Source organism: Perspicuibacillus lycopersici, assembly GCF_025660475.1.
In the GTDB taxonomy this organism is placed as follows: Bacteria; Bacillota; Bacilli; order Bacillales; family Caldibacillaceae; genus Perspicuibacillus; species Perspicuibacillus lycopersici.
In genome coordinates, this window is record NZ_JAOUSF010000004.1 from 313333 (window position 1) to 331095 (window position 17763).

The window sequence follows — 17763 nt, forward strand, 5'->3', positions numbered from 1 at the left end:
GGATCCGATAATGGGTTCATTTTTTTTGCGGAAAAATAATTTATTTATATCCGCTAAATCACACCTTTACCTCAATGACCCCATAATGAAACAACGATGATTTTCTTTTCAACTGCTGAAAACCTAGCGTGGCAAATCGAGTGCTTGTCCAATGGTCTTTTAGTATTACTCGTTTTCTTGCTACTCGTTTCGCCTCAGCAATCAGTTCAGTGGTGACATCTGTAAATAGTGCTTCTCCACGAATTGACTGAATGCCATTAGAGGTTGGAATTGTTGAATGGAACATCGGGTCCAAATAGACGACATCAAAGGAATTTGTTTCTGCTTGCAGTAAATAGGAAAAATGGTCGCCATTTACAGTTTTAATTTTTCTCATCGCTTGATCTAAATACTGATTGCCACTTACACATGTTGTTAATCCTTCTGTCACAAGGAGAAACAAGAGAGGATTTCCTTCTATCCCACAAACTGTACCACTTTCCCCAACAGCTAAGCTAGCCATTATACTGTCGGATGCTAGACCAAGTGTGCAATCTAAAAAAGACATCCCTTCTTTTAAACGAGCAGCCTCGATTAAAGGATCTGTATTCCCATTAAATATTCGTTTTGCCCGGACCATCGCCATATTGGGATGAAAAAACAACTTCTTATCGGAATTTTTTGGCGCAATAAATAATTGCTCCTTACCAACCACAACAATATCGTCATGATATTGTTGCTTCATCGCATCAACTGATACACCATTTCTCACTCTATATACTAAATGATACTTTTCTGCTACCACTTTTGCCTTCGTAACTAACTCACTAGTAGCTCTACCTGCTGTTGTGACAATCATTTGTATCGTTCCTATCTCATTTATATTTCTGTAACCTAATTATATTTTAAAGATGACCATTCATTCAGGCAATGCATTAATATCAGTCGCGTGTGTGCGAACTATATATTTTTTTGAAAAAAAACGAAACGGATTGCCCACTTGGTCGTCTTAGTATTAAGTAGGAAATGAGGTGATATTTGCTTGAGCGAATGGGGAAATGTGGAAGAGATAAATCGAGAGGATAAGGAAACTTGGTTTGAAGCTGTAATGGATGAATATGGGGAGAAGCTAACGAAATTAGCTTATAACTATTTAAAGGATTGGAGTCTTGCAGAGGATGTTGTTCAGGATGTATTTGTTATTAGTTTTAAGCAATTTGAAAATTTGAAGAATATTCTATCTCTTAAAGCGTGGATTTATAGAATTACGATCAATAAATGTAAGGATGTTTTAAAGAGCTCCACAGTGAAAAGAGTAATTACTAACCCAATTTTTTTCCTGCATACGAAATCAACTGGGCTGTCACCAGAAATGTCTCTAATAAAAAGCAGTGAAGAGTACTTTTTATCCACTTGTGTTTTAGCACTCCCAGTAAAATATCAGGAAGTGATTACTTTATATTATTACGAGGAATTATCGATAGAAGAGATAAGTGGAATATTAAAGATTAATAAAAATACGGTAAAGACAAGATTAAGTAGGGCAAGAATGAAGCTAGAAAAATTAATGGAACGGTGGCGGTGAAATGGAAAAAGAACTTCAGTCATTACGAAATTCAATGGATTCAACGACACATAAAGGAATACATTTTTCAGAAATACAAAAAAGAAAAATTCGAACTGCCTTATATCAAGAAGAATTAAAAGGCTATCGAAGGTTAAACCCGTCCATTTATTTGCTTACTACTTTTGCAGTGGCTATCATTGTATTCTTAATTTATATTGATATATTTGGTGGTCCAATACAGCAGGGAGCAGCGCCAACAATTGAGAGCACTTGGCAGGTACGCCATGGATATGAGCACGATGGCAAAATGTTGCTTGAGGTTTTTCCGGATCCTACCCTTTCGGCAGGTAAACCTTATGGGTATTTGTTTCATTTTACGGAACCATTTGTCGCATATGATGGAAAAACAATGGAAATCTATGCTACTCAAAAGGAAACAGGGGATCGTATCCATGTTTTACCTGCAGAGAAAATTACGGAGCCTTCTGTTGGATATGATAGTTTGGAACAATTTGTCGCAACATTCGAAATACCGAAATCCGGAATTTGGAAATTAATGATTTATTTTGATAAGGAGTTTTATGGGGATGTTGTTTTGTTTGTTGATGAAGCAAGTAAACAGTAACTATACAAAGCAAGAAACAAATAATTTATCACGAAATAGTAATAAAAATTTTACCAATTATAGGTATTGTTTGTTGAATTTGTGTAATAATTGGCACAGAGGAGGTCAGAAAAATGAGCTACAAAAACACGTTTATTACCATTTCAGAAGACTCGCCACGTAATACGGCAGTCATTCCTGTACCGAAAAATGAAAAGCCAACGATTGCCTCGATTGAATTTGAATTGATCAAAAATAATCCGTATCATTATACACAAGCGGATGTCCAATTCCAAACATATGTAAGGAAAAACAAACTAGAAACGGAAAATTTAGCGGAGCTTAAAGATCAATTTTTCTCCAAGCCAAAAGCATGCTTCCGAGCTTCACCACTAGTGAAAAGCTATGGCTGGGGAATTCATTATGATAACGAAGGGAAAATTGCACTCTATGCTGTAAACAGTGAGGAATACTTAGCGTTAGAAAAGGAAGCGCATATCCAAAAGCTGAAGGGCATGCGTACAAAAAGGAAGTAGACAGAAAAAAGCGGCTATCCTCAGGATAGTCGCTTTTTTTTAAGAATAGAATGATGTAAATAGTGTAGGTTGATTGGAACGAAGGGTGGATGCTTTCCGCGGGCGGGGCCGAGCCGCTTCCCTCGCTACGCTCAGTCCAGGGTCTCGACTTTCCCGCTTTTCCCTCTGGAGTCGCCACCCTCCGTTCTAATAAACTTCAATCAATTAAAATATAGGATTAATAATTTTCGAAGTGACGTTCCATGATGAGGAGAAACCAAACAAATGACCGTGGACAATTAGAAATGCTGACAATTGATCAATTAGTTCCTGGAGATCATTTAGTGCGCAAGCTAGAGTCGGCTATTGATTTTTCTTTCATCTATCCCTTGGTTGAAAACCTCTATTCAGGGATTAGCCGTCCAAGTATCGACCCCGTAGTTTTGTTTAAGATGATTTTCATCCAATACATATTTGGTATCCGTTCTATGCGCCAAACTATAAAAGAAATTGAAACAAACATGGCCTATCATTGGTTTTTAGGATTCGGATTCTACACAGAAGTTCCTCCCTCTTCTACTTTCGGTGAAAATTATGAACATCGCTACCATGATTCTGATGGTTTGAAGACATCTTCTATCCTATTTTGAAAGAGATTACGGATAAAGGATTGTTGTCTGCTGATCATATTTTCTTAGATTCTATACATGTAAAAGCGAGTGCTAATAAACGTAAGTTTGATTAGGCACGATAGTGACTCCCGGAAATGTACATGATAGTCGTCTGTTACAGCCTCTTGTCGAGAAAGTGATAGAAAAAGTAAAAAAGCCACTTGCAGTAGCTGCTGACGCAGCTTATAAAACACCGGCGATCACAAATTTTTATCAGAGAATCAAATGTTACCTGTCCTTCCTTACATTCGTCCAAAAACGAAAGATGGTTTCTTCCGTAAGCATGATTATGTGTATGATGAACATTATGATTGTTACCTCTGCCCAAAAGGGCAGGTTTTAAGGTATCCGACGACAACGAAGGAAGGATATCGGCAATATAAATCAAATTCATCGATTTGTGCAGAATGTCCGTTTTTACCCCATTGTACGGATAGTAAAAACCATCAAAAGCTTTTACAACGGCATATTTGGGAACCTTATTTAGAAGAGGCAGAACACTTACGTCACAACGATGAAATCAAAGAGATATATGCAAAACGCAAAGAGACAGTAGTACGTGTTTTTGTAGATGTGAAGGAAAAGCATGGTACGCGATGGACAACCTTACGAGGTCTTAAAAAATTGTCTATGCAGGCGATGCTTACGTTTGCTGCCATGAATTGGAAGAAAATGGCCACTTGGACTTGGCAACCTGCTTGAGTGAACCAAACTAGTTGATTGGAGTGGAGGGTGCTTGACTCCTGGGGGATGTGCGGGACAGGTGAGATCCCGCAGGAGCGAAAGCGACGAGGAAGCTCACCGCCCGCCCCCCGGAAAGCAAGTGCCCGGAGCGGAAATCAACGGATTTTAACCGCAATTCCATCAAAAAATGACAAAAGGCACCGAGAGGATGTCTCTCAATACCTTTTGTCGACAGTCTGAAGCGGCTATCCTCAGGATAGTCGCTTTACCTCCAGCCAATTACGCCTCTTTTTTCTCTCGTCCTCTAACTAAGGAATACGCAGTAATCCAAGAAGTAATCGGAATTACTAACGTCACGCCAATGCCAGAGCAAAAGATTGTTATCATTTCCGAGCTGAAAATTTTCGAATTCACAATTTCATCGAGTGAATATGACAAATCCTTAAACCAAATTAGAAGCGCAATGTAGCCACCAAAGAAGGCGAAAAATAATGTATTGGCACTCGTTCCTAAAATGTCCTTCCCAATCCGTATACCAAAAGCAAATAACTCCTTTCGATTGATCAACGGATGATGATAAAAGAGCTCACGCATTGGTGAGGAGATCGCCATTGCGGTATCTGTAATTGCTCCAATCGCACTCATAATAATGACAGAAGCACCAATTTTAACGAAATCAACGCCGATATAAAGGGAAAAGATACCGAGCTCCTCTGTTTCTTCTTCACCAAATCCATGAATTTTTGCCTTTTCAGTTAATAGTAAAATGAAAAACAGCAAAATTACGGTTGTTATGATAGAAGAAAGGAACGCTGTCTTTGTTTTCGTATTCACCTCGTTAATATAGAAAAGATTAATACAGCTAATTATGACACAGGCAATTAATGTTAACGTAATCGGATGAAAGGCTGGATTTGTCATTAAAAGAATGATAAATAGTAATACACCGAAATTAAAGAAAATGGCAAGGAAAGAACGGGCGCCTTTTTTTCCTCCAATAACTACCATCAATATAAGCAATATTGCTCCTAAACATACTAATACACTCATTTTCTTGCCCTCTTTCGATTAATGAACAATATGGAAGTATATAACCCGATCGGAATGGTCAAAACGATACCAATCCCCCCGGCTAATGCCCGAGCAAACTCCAAGGAAAGGTTCATGGATAGTGTAAATCCTAATGGGGAACCATTTTTTAAATACAAAATTAGCATAGGAATCGAGCCACTGACATAGGCAAAGAACAAAATGTTTGTCATCGTTCCCATAATATCTTTCCCAATTTCCATGCCAGATTTAGTCAATGCCTTTATCGATATGTTGTGATTTTTTTCGAAAAGACCAAAGATGGAGGAGGACATGGTAATTGCTACATCCATAACGGCTCCTAACGACCCAATGAACACCCCTGCCATAAAAATATCTTTATATGGCCGAGTCAAAAATTGCATTTCCTCATAGCGCAGTCCCTTCCCAGAAGTTGCCCAAATTACGATATAGGAAATCAATAAGGAACTAAAGGTACCTACGATTGTCGCAATAATCGCCGCATACGTTTTCTCGTTGAACCCATTCACAAGTAGTAAGGAAATAACTGTAAACAAAATAACACTAGTGCTACAAATCAGAACAAAGCTAATATCAGAAGTCCTCAAATAAATATCTAATGCATAAGATAAAATCAATGCATTCACGACAAGGCTTACGATGGAAAATAGCCCTTGTTTTTTCCCGACAAATAGAAGCGTAAAGATGAAAATCCATGCTACAAATACGATATATTTATCACGCTTTACATCGAGAATGGACCCAGTTAATTCATTATCATCTACAGTGTCAGGATTAATGTAAACAAACAAATCATTCCCAACGGAGTATTCTTGATCAAACGCTCCCGAGGCAGAATATTCATTTGTTAAATGAATCAGTTTCCCTTTTTCTTCCCCGTTCTTTAATTCGGCAGTTATTTCCTGGGTGTAAATGGTATCTGTATTTTCGTATAAATCGGTTGTTTCCGATGTATCTTGCAAATGGGCTTCGGTGATTTTCGCGATTGGCCGTTCATAAAACGAATAATTATAATTAACAAAAACAAGAGAGGCAACAAAGCAAATGGCTAGCATGCCATACAAAAGCATTTGCTTTGCTGTCATTTTTTCTAATCGGTTTATTATCGTATTCAAGCTATTCCCTCCAATGATCGTAATGGAGGATATCTGGTTAATAAATAGAAGGAATAATAGAGCTCCATTAGCGAATCGAAATTGAGATGTCTCTATGTTAATTTTTAGGAAAGTATGTAGTTAACAATGGGCATAGTATAGCAATTAAGTTTTCTAACTGTCAACAAAACTTCAAACTACTATTACTCTATTATAATGCTTTGTTTTTTCGAAAAAAGTATTAACTACTTAATAGAATTGGTGGGGGAGAAACGAGAAATTACATTATATTTAATCAATAAGAAATAAAATAGAAAAAAATGAAAATCAGCTCTTGGTGTCGAATATAGTATAAAGGAAATAATGGGAGCTGAGGGGTATGGATAGACTTGCAGTAATACGTGAGCAGGAGAAGCGTTACCATGATTATTGCTATGAAAATTACACGCTTTTTGCTGAAGGTTCTTGGCTAAATAAGCCAGTAATAACAGTACTGGATTTATTACCACTAATAAAGGATAAAAAGAATATTCAAGTGCTGGACTTAGGCTGTGGAGTTGGAAGAAATAGTATCCCGATAGCAGAAGCAATAAAAGGCAACAACGGGAAAGTAGTCTGTGTTGATTTATTGGATTCTGCTTTGGAAAAATTAAAACAGTATCGTGAAGAATATCAGGTGCGTGAAATAATACATTTAATCAAGGCCGATATCGGGAGCTTTGAAATACAACGAGATACATATGATTTCATATTAGCCGTATCAGCTTTAGAACATGTGGAATCAGTGGAAGTACTGGAAATGGTAATAAAACAGATGGCAGATGGGACGAAGAGCGGAGGAGTGAATTGTTTAGTCGTTAACACTGATGTAGAAGAAATTAATAGTGAAACGAATGGAAAAGCGGATGCACAAATGGAAGTGAATCTTTCAACTAACGAAATGTTAGAGCTTTTATCTAAAAATTATTATCGCTGGGAATTATTGAAATCAGAGGTAAAGCCATTGCAGTATTTGATCCATCGCGGGAAGCACAATATTTTACTTAAAACAAATGCGATAACGTATGTCGTTCAGAAGAAAAAATAATATAATTTAATTAAATTTAATTAGTAACATAATGGTATTAAAAATGTAACGATCAAACCGAACACTTTATAAAGGAGGTCCCTAATGAAAATCTCGACTTGGAAGATGACTTTAAAATTAGTTACACTTATAATTATCGGGATATTTGGAGGAGTTGGTGGTAGCATTGACCAATTTGAAAAACCAAAGAAGTAATCCCCTTTGACAATTTATGCATGAGCTTTTATAATAACAGCGATGCGAAACAATTTTAAGGAGGATTATTAAAAAATGACCCATGCGATGAGACTTCGTTTCCCTACTTTGAACCAGTAATTAAATACGTTCAAAGTCTCTGTTATGTGTGACAGAGTAAACGGGATAAGTCTGTCCTTTTTTAATAATCTTCATTTCATAGAATATGGCTGTTTTCTAAGGGATTGTTTTTATTTAACAAGATAAGAAATTTTGTTTAAACTATTAAGCAGACTGAATATAAGTAGACTCCAGTGGAATAGTGATAGTAACGGGAAGGCTCACCGCTTGCCCGAATGGATGCGCGGAGTTTATTCAGTCTGCAGGCACTTTATAAATAGTAACAATCTGTGTGAAAACAGCCAAAAACATTATGTAATGGTAGAGAAGGCAGCTCGTTTTGTCTTCTTTTTTATGTCCAAATTTCTTGCCCTCTATAATGGCAGGTGTATTTTGCAATATTCGTATTTGGATGGAATGCTCCCCTTTACTCTTAGATCACAGGCAGATGCTTGTGATTTTTTTTGTTTGCTAAAAATATTATTTGAGATTTGGGGGAAGAAAAGAATGGAACAAGTTTGTTTACAAATGGAAAATATTGAGCTTTCATATTTGGAGCGAGTGGTGTTGACTATACCACGATTAGCGGTACATCAATTCGATCGAATTGGTATAGTCGGAAGAAACGGGGCAGGAAAAAGTACGTTGCTGAAGCTAATGAATGGTCAAATTCAGCCTGAAAAGGGAAAGATTCATCGCTTTTCTGATTTTGCCTATTTTGACCAATTAGCTGTTCCTGAGGAAACAGAAATAGATCCTAAATTAATTGGGAGGCTGGCGATTCCACACACAGAAAGGGACAATTTAAGTGGTGGGGAATTAACTAGGCTAAAGCTTGCACAAATTTTTTCCACTTATTATGAAGGAATGCTAATTGATGAGCCGACAACCCATTTAGACGAGTCCGGTATCCAGTTTTTAATCGAGGAATTAACATATTATTATGGGGCACTTGTCATTGTTAGTCATGACCGATTTGTACTAGATAAGCTCGTGACAAAAATATGGGAAATAGAGGATGGTCGTGTAATAGAGTATACAGGAAATTATTCAGACTATGAGGAACAAAAGGAGCAGAAACGAAAACAACAAGAGGAGCAGCATGAAAAATATACGAAGGAAAAAGCACGCTTATTAAAGGCAGCTGAGGAAAAAATGAGTAAGGCAGCAAAAATTACCGAAGCAAATGGACATATTTCAAAAAAGGAAACAAAGGCAAAGGCAAATCGAATGTTTATGACAAAATCAAAGGATTCGAGTCAAAAGGCGGTCCAGCGAGCAGCAAAAGCATTGGAGCAACGTGCAGCACAACTTGAGTCAGTCAATGCACCAATTTTTGTACAGTCACTTAATTTTCATCAACCAGAATCTTTAGCATTACACAATAAATTTCCGATAATGGCAGACCAGCTAAACATTACGTTAGGGGATAAAGTACTTCTAGAGAAAGCCAGCTTTCAATTTCCATTAGGTAAAACTATTGCACTCACAGGAAAAAATGGGTCTGGAAAAACCACTTTACTTCGCTATATTTTTCAAAAAGGAGAAGGAGTGACGATTTCCCCGAAGGCGGTTATCGGATGCTATCAACAAATGGATTATCAATTTCCAAAGATAGAAACTGTTATAGCCTATATGAAGGATAGAAGTGATTATCCGGAAAGCAAGATCCGTTCCGTCCTTCATTCAATGGGCTTTACAGGTAGTGATTTACGGAAAAATATTCAAGATTTAAGCGGAGGAGAAGCAATTCGTTTAGCATTATGTAGCCTTTTTTTAGGAAGATATAATGTATTGATTTTAGATGAACCAACTAATTTCTTAGACATATTTTGCGTGAAGGCATTGGAGCGCTTTGTAAAAGGCTATGAAGGTACCATTCTCCTCGTATCCCATGACCGAAAGTTCATAGAGAATGTAGCGGATTGCATTTATCGGATGGAGGAGAGGAAGCTAAAACTTGTGTGGGAAAGGATTTAAATCCTCGACGTAACATTGTAATAGTCAATACGTTAAGAAGATACAACTCAGTATTTAAAGTACTGGGTTGTTTTTTTATAGGCAAGCACCTATATAAAATCCTATGGATGGAGGTCGTCAACAGGAAAGTGAGGAAGATAGTAAAGAGAAATCCTATGGATGGAGGTCGTCAACAGGAAAGTGAGGAAGAAAATAAAGCAAAATCTTTTTGATAGAGGTAGTCAATAGGAAAGTGGGCAAAAAAGTAAGATGAAATCCTATGGATGGAGGCCGTCAACAGGAAAGTGAGTAAGAAAATAAAGCAAAATCTTTTTGATAGAGGTAGTCAATAGGAAAGTGAGTAAGAAAAACAAGCGAAATCCTATTGATGGAGATCGTCAACAGGAAAGTGGGCAATAAAAACAAGCGAAATCCTATGGATAGAGGTGACCAAAAGGAAAGTGAGCAAAAAAGTAAAGCGAAATCCTATTGATGGAGGCCGTCAACAGGAAAGTGGGCAATAAAAACAAGCGAAATCCTATGGATGGAGGCCGTCAACAGGAAAGTGAGTAAGAAAAGTAAAGCAAAATCCTTTTGATAGAGGTGATCAATAGGAAAGTGAATAATAAATCGATGAGAAATCCTATTGATAGTGGTCGTCAACAGGAAAGTTGGCAAAAAGGAAAGATGAAATCCTATTGATGGAGGCCGTCAACAGGAAAGTGAGTAAGAAAAGTAAAGCAAAATCCTTTTGATAGAGGTGATCAACAGGAAAGTGAGCAAGAAAAACAAGCGAAATCCTATTGATTTAGTTCGTCAATAGGAAATTGAGGAAGAAAGGAAAGAGAAATCCTATGGATGGAGATCGTCAACAGGAAAGTGAGCAAGAAAAACAAGCAAATTCCTTTTGATAGAGGTCGTCAGCAAGAAAGTGAGCAAGAAAAACAAGCGAAATCCTATAGATAGAGATCGTCAACAGGAAAGTGAGCAAAAAAGTAAAGAGAAATCTTATAGATGGAGGTCGTCAACAGAAAAGTGGACAAAAAAGAAAGATGAAATCCTATTGATAGTGGCCGTCAACAGGAAAGTGAATAATAAATCGATGAGAAATCCTTTTGATAACTAAAATAGCCTGGTTTTAATAAAAGATCCAATCGAAGCTAAGTTTAATTATCAATCCAATTCCTACCCCACATTCTTCTTACCAAAAACCCTTGATACCATCCAAATATCCGTCCCGATATCTCCACATACTCCACATACTCCATTCCCCCTATACTCTACATTCACTAAGCATAAAAAAGATTTTTCTAGAATTGTCCAATAAAATATATTATTCTAAAATAAACAACCATTGGAGGGACAGGATGAAGCTATCAATTATTCATACAAATGATATACATAGTAATTTTACTAACTTTGCGCGAGCGGTTACCGTTATTAAGCAATATAAACAGGAGCATACTTTGCTTCTAGATGGTGGAGATTTTGCAGATTTTAAAAGTATTGAATTACAGGGGACAAAGGGTATTGCGGCCCTTGAATTACTAGATTCGGTTGGCTATGATGCGTTAACGATTGGCAACAATGAAATGTTTAATGGCGTGGACACACTAGAAAATATGGCAAGCAATAGCCATTTTCCTTTTATCAGTAATAATTTGCTGAAAAAGGATTTAACTCCAATCAAAGGTGTTCATACAAGCACGATTATTAACAAAAATGGTCTTCGCATTCTAATCACTGGATCCTCTCCTAATCTAGGAGATTTTTGTGATGGATTGGGTATTTCAATGTCTCCATTTAAGGAAGCAATCAAGAAGGAAATTGAACGGAATCATGGTGCATATGATATTTGCATTTTATTAAGCCATCTTGGCACCTTTGAGGATGAAGTGCTTGCAACTGAAATACCGGAAATTGATATTATTATATCCGCCCATGACCATAAGCTCTATTCAGAAGCTAGAATCATTGATAACACGATTATGAACAGTGCGGGTAATTATGCGGAGCACGTGGGAATTGTAGATCTTGAAATTGCAGATGGTAAAATAACGTTGCTACATGCAGAAACAATTGCTACAAATACCTTTGAACCAGATAATGAAATTTTATCGATTTTACATACAAATAAAGAAAAGGCGATTCAAGTATTAAGTCAGCCACTTTATCGAATTACAAAGCCACTATGGCATGATGTGGTGGAAGAAAATCCGCTATCCAATTTAATAGCGGATGGATTAAAGGATATGCTAAATTGCGAGATTGGTTTGATTAATAGTGGTATTTGTAATGCTGGGCTTTTTGACCATATATCTAAGAAAAAGTTGATTGAAATTTGCCCCTCACCTTTAAATCCAACGTCCTTTGAAATACAAGGGAAACACCTTAAGGAAGCAATCATCCAGTCGATAGATTCGCAAATGAACTTAGTAGATGGCCGTGGTCCTGGTTTCCGTGGTAGATTCCTAGGGAAGCTTCATGTATCTGGAGCTGAGATTATCCACGATGGCAGTACAGTTCACGAAATATACATAGGCAATGAACCGTTAGATGCGGAGAGATGGTATACCGTCGCTAGCTCGGATTATTTACAAAGAGGTACTGGATATCAAAGTCTCGCACAAAATCGGAATGAAAAATATTTAGCAGAGGAAATAAAGGATGTTATCCTCCTATATGCTGATAAGGAAGTATATTTGGAAAAAGCTTATCAAAACCGCTGGACGGATAAACTAGCTATTAAAAATTAGTAGTTTTGTTTTCAAAAATAGTAGCCACTGGAGCTGACGAAAATGAGTGGGGATAACTGTTTAATATGTAAAAGAATAAAGATGATTGAGGAAGGAACGAATCCTTACGTTGTAGCAGAGCTTAAAACAGGCTATGTCGTTATTGGTGATCATCAATTATTCCATGGATATACATTATTTTTATGTAAACAGCATAAAACCGAATTACACTTTTTAGAGGAAGATGAGAAGGCAGAATTCCTAATGGAAATGAGTAAGGTTGCTGAAGCAGTTTATCATGCCTTTAATGCAAAAAAAATGAATTATGAGTTGCTTGGAAACGGGGATGCACATTTGCATTGGCATCTTTTTCCTAGAAGAGAAAGTGATGGAATTGATGGCCCAGTTTGGTGGGCAGATAGAGAGACAATGTCCTCCGATGAAGTAAAACCTACAGCGGAACAATTAGAAATTATGAAAAGAAAGCTTTATCAGGAATTAGAGAAGCTATCACCAATTGTTAAGTAAGGGAATATAAATTTCAACCTAAACTAAATGAAATGCAGGAGCTACATTGCTCCTGCATTTCTCATTAAATCTCAATTAAAATTTTTGCCTGTGATTTATCACTTACTAGTTTTTCAAATCCGTCCTCGACAATATTTTCTAATGTTGTTTTGGCAGTGATGACTTTTTGGACGTCAAGCACACCATTTTCAATCATCGATATTACTTCAGGGAAAACATGGTGGTACGCACAGCTTGTTGTAATCGAAATTTCGCGTACGATTAAGGAGAACAAATCGATTTCTGCTGGTGCACTAAATAATGAAATCACGCGAATTTCCCCACCTTTTTTGACTACGGAGGCTGCACTTGTTAATGTAGCCTGAACACCTGCCACCTCATAAGCGACATCAACACCGCCATATTCGGAAAGGATGATTGAAACACAATTTTCTTCTAAGCTATTAATAATATGAGTTGCGCCAACCTCCTTCGCAAGTGCCAGCCGTTCAGGAGAAATATCAATAGCAATTATTCGTGCTGCTCCAGCTGCCTTTGCGGCAATAACAGTTAATAGCCCAATCGGACCGACACCAAATACTGCTACAGTATCACCGATTTTTTGCTTACTTTCTTTCACCGCATATACGGCAACTGCAGTTGGCTCAACTAATGCACCTTCTTCAAATGAAACGTTATCCGGTAATTTATGAACCATATAAGGATCTACAACCACATAATCTGCAAATCCGCCGTCACCATTTAGTCCAATAAAGCCAAAGCCTTCACATAAATGATAGTTTCCTTTTTTACAATTATCGCATGCACCGCATTGGTACATTGGTTCAATTGCAACACGATCACCAACCTTTACGGAAGTAACCCCTTCGCTAACCTCCACAACTTCCCCAGCAAATTCATGTCCCATTGTTAATGGTGCCATTTTCCCAGAGAGTGGGTGTGGGGTGCCAACTTGAATACCGATCCCGTGGGCATAGGCGTGTAAATCACTTCCACAAATTCCAGCTGCCTTCACCTTCACTTTTACTTTTCCATTTGTCACTACAGGCTCATTAATTGTTTCCACGCGAACATCTTTTGTACCATACCATACGAGTGCTCTCATCATAAATTCCTCCTTTAATTTAAAAGCTAGCATACTATATATTTATCATAACAATTTAAAATAAAGAGGTTATAGCTAATTGTTACAATATTTTATCATAATTTCTAGTAGATCCCACCAATGATAATGCCTGTTGTTGCACACGTTTGCATGACCCCTTTAATAGAAAAAATGGTTATTGGTTTGTATGACTATTCTACAAAAGACTACAAAAAATATATTTTAAGATTAAGAATTGATTTTTATTTAGATAATATGTATCATGTTAAGTGAAAGTGGAAGCGTTTGCAATCATATTTTTTTGGATATTTGTGCAAGCGTTTCCACCCAGTGGTGCTTATCAAGTTGTTTTTTACACGGGGAAAAGGGGGGAGAACCGCTCACTGCTTGTGAAACTATTTAACTATTAATTATAGGGAGAGTAGAATGATGCGTATGAAAAATTGGAAAAAGCTATTTCATTATGTATTGATCATTTTATTAATGTTTTCGATGAGTAATTATGCTTTTGTTCCTGCAACTTCTGCAGAGGTGCTAAAGGTTCAAGAAGGAAACGGAAGCAATGTTCCGGAAAATACGCTACGTATTCATTACCAAAGAGAAGATGGCAATTATGAAAATTTAGGATTATGGCTTTGGGATGATGTGGAAATGCCTTCACAAAATTGGCCAGGCGGGGGAACTCCATTCGTGGCAGAGCAAGTGGATGATTACGGGGTGTATTTAGATATTCCAATTAAATACAATGCCAAGAAGGTTGGTTTCCTTGTATTAAATGTCGTAACTGGTGATAAAGATGGTGGCGATAAAACAGTGGAACTGATTCATCCGGATCTAAATGAAGTATGGATTTCGCAAGGATCTGATGAAGTAAATATCATTGAACCGGTTGATTTGCCGGAAAATACGATTCGTATTCATTATGATCGTGAAGACAATAACTACGATGATTGGGCAATTTGGACTTGGGGAGATGTTGCATCACCTTCCACTGGTGGCTGGCCAGATGGGGCTACCAATTTAACAGGTGTTGGCAAACATGGTGCCTACTATGATATTCCGTTAACTGAAGAAGCACAAGATATTGGTTTCCTTTTTGTTAATAAAGCGACAGGGGTACAAACGGGAGACTATAATTATACTCTTCCAGGTGATGAGTATAACCAATTTTTTGTAAAAGATGGCGATAACCAAGTGTATCCAAATCCATATGGTAGTATTCCAACAACATTGATATCTGGAGAGTTATTGTCCGATTCAAAAATTCAGCTATTATTTTCAAAAACAGAAGACTTAACTGTAGAAGCATTAATCAATGAGCTAGCGGTAACAGATAAAGATGGAAACCCGGTAGACGTAGAGGATGCAGCAATTATTAATGATACAAAAGTAGAAATCTATGGTTCGTTTGCTTTAGATGCAGCGCCATTCTACATAACCTATGATGGTATGACAATTCCTGCAGCTGGTGGCTGGCGAATGGTAGATGAAATGTATGGCTATGATGGAGAGCTAGGTGCGGAATTGCATGCAGATGGGACTGCTACTTTAAAGGTATGGTCACCTAAGGCAGACAACGTATCGGTCGTTTTATACGATAAAGATAATCAAATGGAAGTGGTTCAAGAGGATATCCCAATGACACTAGGGGATCGTGGTGTTTGGGAGGTTACATTAAACCAAGAAAATACTGGTTTAAATAGTGTTAAAGGCTATTACTATCATTATAAAATTACGCATGGTGAGGAAACGAATTTAGCATTAGATCCATATGCGAAATCTTTAGCGGGTTGGAAAAACCCAGAATTAGGCGGAGAATATCCAATTGCTAAAGCTGCCATTGTCGATCCTTCGAACATTGGACCAGCATTAGACTTTGCTACTATCGATGGTTATGAGAAACGTGAAGATGCCATTATTTATGAAGTACATGTGCGTGACTTTACTTCAGATCCAAGTATTGAAGATGAGCTAAATGCACAATTCGGTACCTTCTCGGCTTTCATCGACAAACTAGACTATATTCAATCATTAGGTGTAACCCATATTCAATTAATGCCTGTTATGAGTTACTTCTTTGGAGATGAATGGCAAAGTAATGAAAGACTATTGGAATATTCTTCTTCTGATAATAATTATAACTGGGGTTATGACCCACAAAGTTATTTTTCGTTATCTGGCATGTATTCAGAAAATCCAGATAACCCAGAATTACGAATTGCAGAATTTAAAAATTTAGTGAATGAAATTCATAAGCGTGGTATGGGTGTTGTTCTCGATGTGGTATATAATCACACAGCAAGAACAGAAATATTTGAGAATTTAGTACCAAATTATTATCATTTTATGGATGTCAACGGTAATCCAAAAGAAAACTTTGGTGGTGGTCGCCTTGGAACAACCCATAAAATGTCCCGACGCGTGTTAGTGGATTCGATTAAATATTGGACAGAAGAATATAAAATTGATGGATTTCGTTTTGATATGATGGGAGACCATGATGCAGAAAGTATTCAGCTAGCGTATGACGAAGCAAGTAAAATCAATCCGAATGTACTTATGATTGGTGAAGGCTGGATTACCTATTCTGGAGATGATAATGATCCTGTAATGGCAGCGGATCAAAGCTGGATGCAATACACGAATGGAGTAGCATCTTTCTCTGATGAAATAAGAAATGAATTAAAATCAGGATTTGGTAGTGAAGGACAGCCACGATTCATTACGAATGGTGCTCGTAATATTAATACAATTTTTTCCAATATTAAAGGGCAGCCTACTAATTTCTTAGCAGATGATCCAGGAGATGTTGTGCAATACATTGCGGCACATGATAATTTAACATTGCATGATGTTATTGCGCAATCCATTAAGAAGGATCCAGAGTATTATGAGGAAGAAATCCATAAACGAATCCGAATTGGAAATTCTTTAATATTAACATCGCAAGGTACACCATTTATTCATGCAGGGCAAGAGTATGGACGCACGAAACAATATCGTGCCGAAACCGATGTACCACCGAATAGTTCAACATATATGACAGATGAAAATGGTAATCCGTTTGTATATCCATATTTCATCCATGATTCCTATGATTCCTCCGACGCAATCAATATGATTGATTGGGAAAAAGCAACGAATGAGGAAGCATATCCAATCAATAATTTAACGAGAGAATATACTACTGGATTAATTGAACTACGTAGATCAACTGATGCTTTCCGATTAGGAGAAAAGGATCTTGTAGATTCTAATGTAACATTGGTTTCTGCACCAGAAATGGGAGCGGAGGATTTAATCATTGCTTATCGTAATGAAGCAACAAATGGCGATGCTTATTATGTCTTTATTAATGCAGATGACGAGGAACGTTCCTTAACATTAAATGAAGATTTAACAAATGGTGTTGTGCTCGTTGATAATGATGAAGCAGGTGTCGAAGAGGTAACTGATCTTTCTGGTGTTAGTTTATCGGATGCTAACATCACTTTAGATCCATTGACTACTGCTGTAGTGAAGGTAAGTGCAAATAATGAAACTCCTTCAGAGCCAGGTGACGGAGATGATGATGGAGACAATCCAACGAACCCTGGAGATGGTGATGATAATGGCGAAAACCCAACAAATCCAGGGAATGGGGATGAAAATGGGGACAATCCGACAGTACCAGGAGATTCAACAAATCCATCCAACCCAACTGATGGAAACGGTGGTGACAACGGTACATCTGATGAAGCAGCAGGTGCACCACTTCCTAATACAGCAACGATGAATTATCAGTGGTTACTTATTGGAACTGTACTGTTAATCGGGGCAATCGCAATGTATGTCCTACAAAGAAAACGATATTCAGTAAAATAAAGTAAC

13 protein-coding genes and 1 pseudogene are annotated in these 17763 nt (G+C 37.4%); 10 read left to right on the forward strand and 4 right to left on the reverse strand.

What is annotated here, in order from left to right:
• Positions 1 to 58: 58 nt before the first annotated feature.
• Positions 59 to 838, reverse strand: coding sequence for a class I SAM-dependent methyltransferase (locus OEV98_RS13620; protein WP_263073874.1), 780 nt, complete (start codon positions 836 to 838; stop codon positions 59 to 61).
• Between the two features lie 183 nt (positions 839 to 1021).
• On the opposite strand from OEV98_RS13620, the gene OEV98_RS13625 reads away from it, so the two are divergent.
• The 4 genes and pseudogenes from OEV98_RS13625 to OEV98_RS13640 all read left to right on the forward strand — a co-directional run bounded on the left by OEV98_RS13625 (position 1022) and on the right by OEV98_RS13640 (position 4038).
• Positions 1022 to 1564: a sigma-70 family RNA polymerase sigma factor gene (locus OEV98_RS13625; RefSeq protein WP_263073875.1), complete on the forward strand. Its 543-nt coding sequence runs from the start codon at positions 1022 to 1024 to the stop codon at positions 1562 to 1564.
• Between the two features lies 1 nt (position 1565).
• Positions 1566 to 2171, forward strand: a complete 606-nt coding sequence (locus tag OEV98_RS13630; RefSeq protein WP_263073877.1) for a helix-turn-helix domain-containing protein — start codon at positions 1566 to 1568, stop codon at positions 2169 to 2171.
• 113 nt (positions 2172 to 2284) lie between these two features.
• Positions 2285 to 2686, forward strand: a complete 402-nt coding sequence (locus tag OEV98_RS13635; protein WP_263073878.1) for a DUF6157 family protein — start codon at positions 2285 to 2287, stop codon at positions 2684 to 2686.
• A 242-nt stretch (positions 2687 to 2928) separates the two neighbouring features.
• Positions 2929 to 4038, forward strand: a pseudogene (locus OEV98_RS13640) (transposase).
• A 261-nt stretch (positions 4039 to 4299) separates the two neighbouring features.
• Here the strand turns inward: OEV98_RS13640 and OEV98_RS13645 are convergent.
• Both OEV98_RS13645 and OEV98_RS13650 read right to left on the reverse strand, forming a co-directional pair.
• A complete protein-coding gene (locus tag OEV98_RS13645) occupies positions 4300 to 5070 on the reverse strand; it encodes a YibE/F family protein (RefSeq protein WP_263073880.1) in 771 nt (256 codons plus the stop codon).
• The gene (locus OEV98_RS13650) at positions 5067 to 6176 is read right to left on the reverse strand and encodes a YibE/F family protein (protein WP_263073979.1); all 1110 of its coding nucleotides are present in this window, start codon (positions 6174 to 6176) and stop codon (positions 5067 to 5069) included. The genes OEV98_RS13645 and OEV98_RS13650 overlap by 4 nt, the downstream gene beginning before the upstream one ends.
• 388 nt (positions 6177 to 6564) lie before the next feature.
• On the opposite strand from OEV98_RS13650, the gene OEV98_RS13655 reads away from it, so the two are divergent.
• The 5 genes from OEV98_RS13655 (at position 6565) to OEV98_RS13670 (ending at position 12788) form a co-directional block, all read left to right on the forward strand.
• The gene (locus OEV98_RS13655) at positions 6565 to 7272 is read left to right on the forward strand and encodes a class I SAM-dependent methyltransferase (protein WP_263073881.1); all 708 of its coding nucleotides are present in this window, start codon (positions 6565 to 6567) and stop codon (positions 7270 to 7272) included.
• Positions 7273 to 7542: 270 nt separating this feature from the next.
• Positions 7543 to 7587, forward strand: a complete 45-nt coding sequence (locus OEV98_RS17850; protein WP_142301762.1) for an erythromycin resistance leader peptide — start codon at positions 7543 to 7545, stop codon at positions 7585 to 7587.
• 486 nt (positions 7588 to 8073) lie between these two features.
• Entirely contained in the window at positions 8074 to 9546 is a 1473-nt protein-coding gene (locus OEV98_RS13660) for an Msr family ABC-F type ribosomal protection protein (protein WP_263073882.1), read from the forward strand.
• Between the two features lie 1346 nt (positions 9547 to 10892).
• Positions 10893 to 12281, forward strand: a complete 1389-nt coding sequence (locus OEV98_RS13665; RefSeq protein WP_263073884.1) for a bifunctional metallophosphatase/5'-nucleotidase — start codon at positions 10893 to 10895, stop codon at positions 12279 to 12281.
• A 42-nt stretch (positions 12282 to 12323) separates the two neighbouring features.
• Positions 12324 to 12788 carry an HIT family protein gene (locus tag OEV98_RS13670; protein WP_263073886.1) on the forward strand — a complete coding sequence of 155 codons (465 nt, stop codon included), beginning with the start codon at positions 12324 to 12326 and terminating at the stop codon, positions 12786 to 12788.
• Between the two features lie 64 nt (positions 12789 to 12852).
• Here the strand turns inward: OEV98_RS13670 and OEV98_RS13675 are convergent, their stop codons facing one another.
• The gene (locus OEV98_RS13675; protein WP_263073888.1) at positions 12853 to 13893 is read right to left on the reverse strand and encodes a 2,3-butanediol dehydrogenase; all 1041 of its coding nucleotides are present in this window, start codon (positions 13891 to 13893) and stop codon (positions 12853 to 12855) included.
• Between the two features lie 429 nt (positions 13894 to 14322).
• Here OEV98_RS13675 and OEV98_RS13680 point away from each other — a divergent pair, with 429 nt between their 5' ends.
• Entirely contained in the window at positions 14323 to 17757 is a 3435-nt protein-coding gene (locus OEV98_RS13680) for a pullulanase (RefSeq protein ID WP_263073889.1), read from the forward strand.
• Positions 17758 to 17763: the final 6 nt, after the last annotated feature.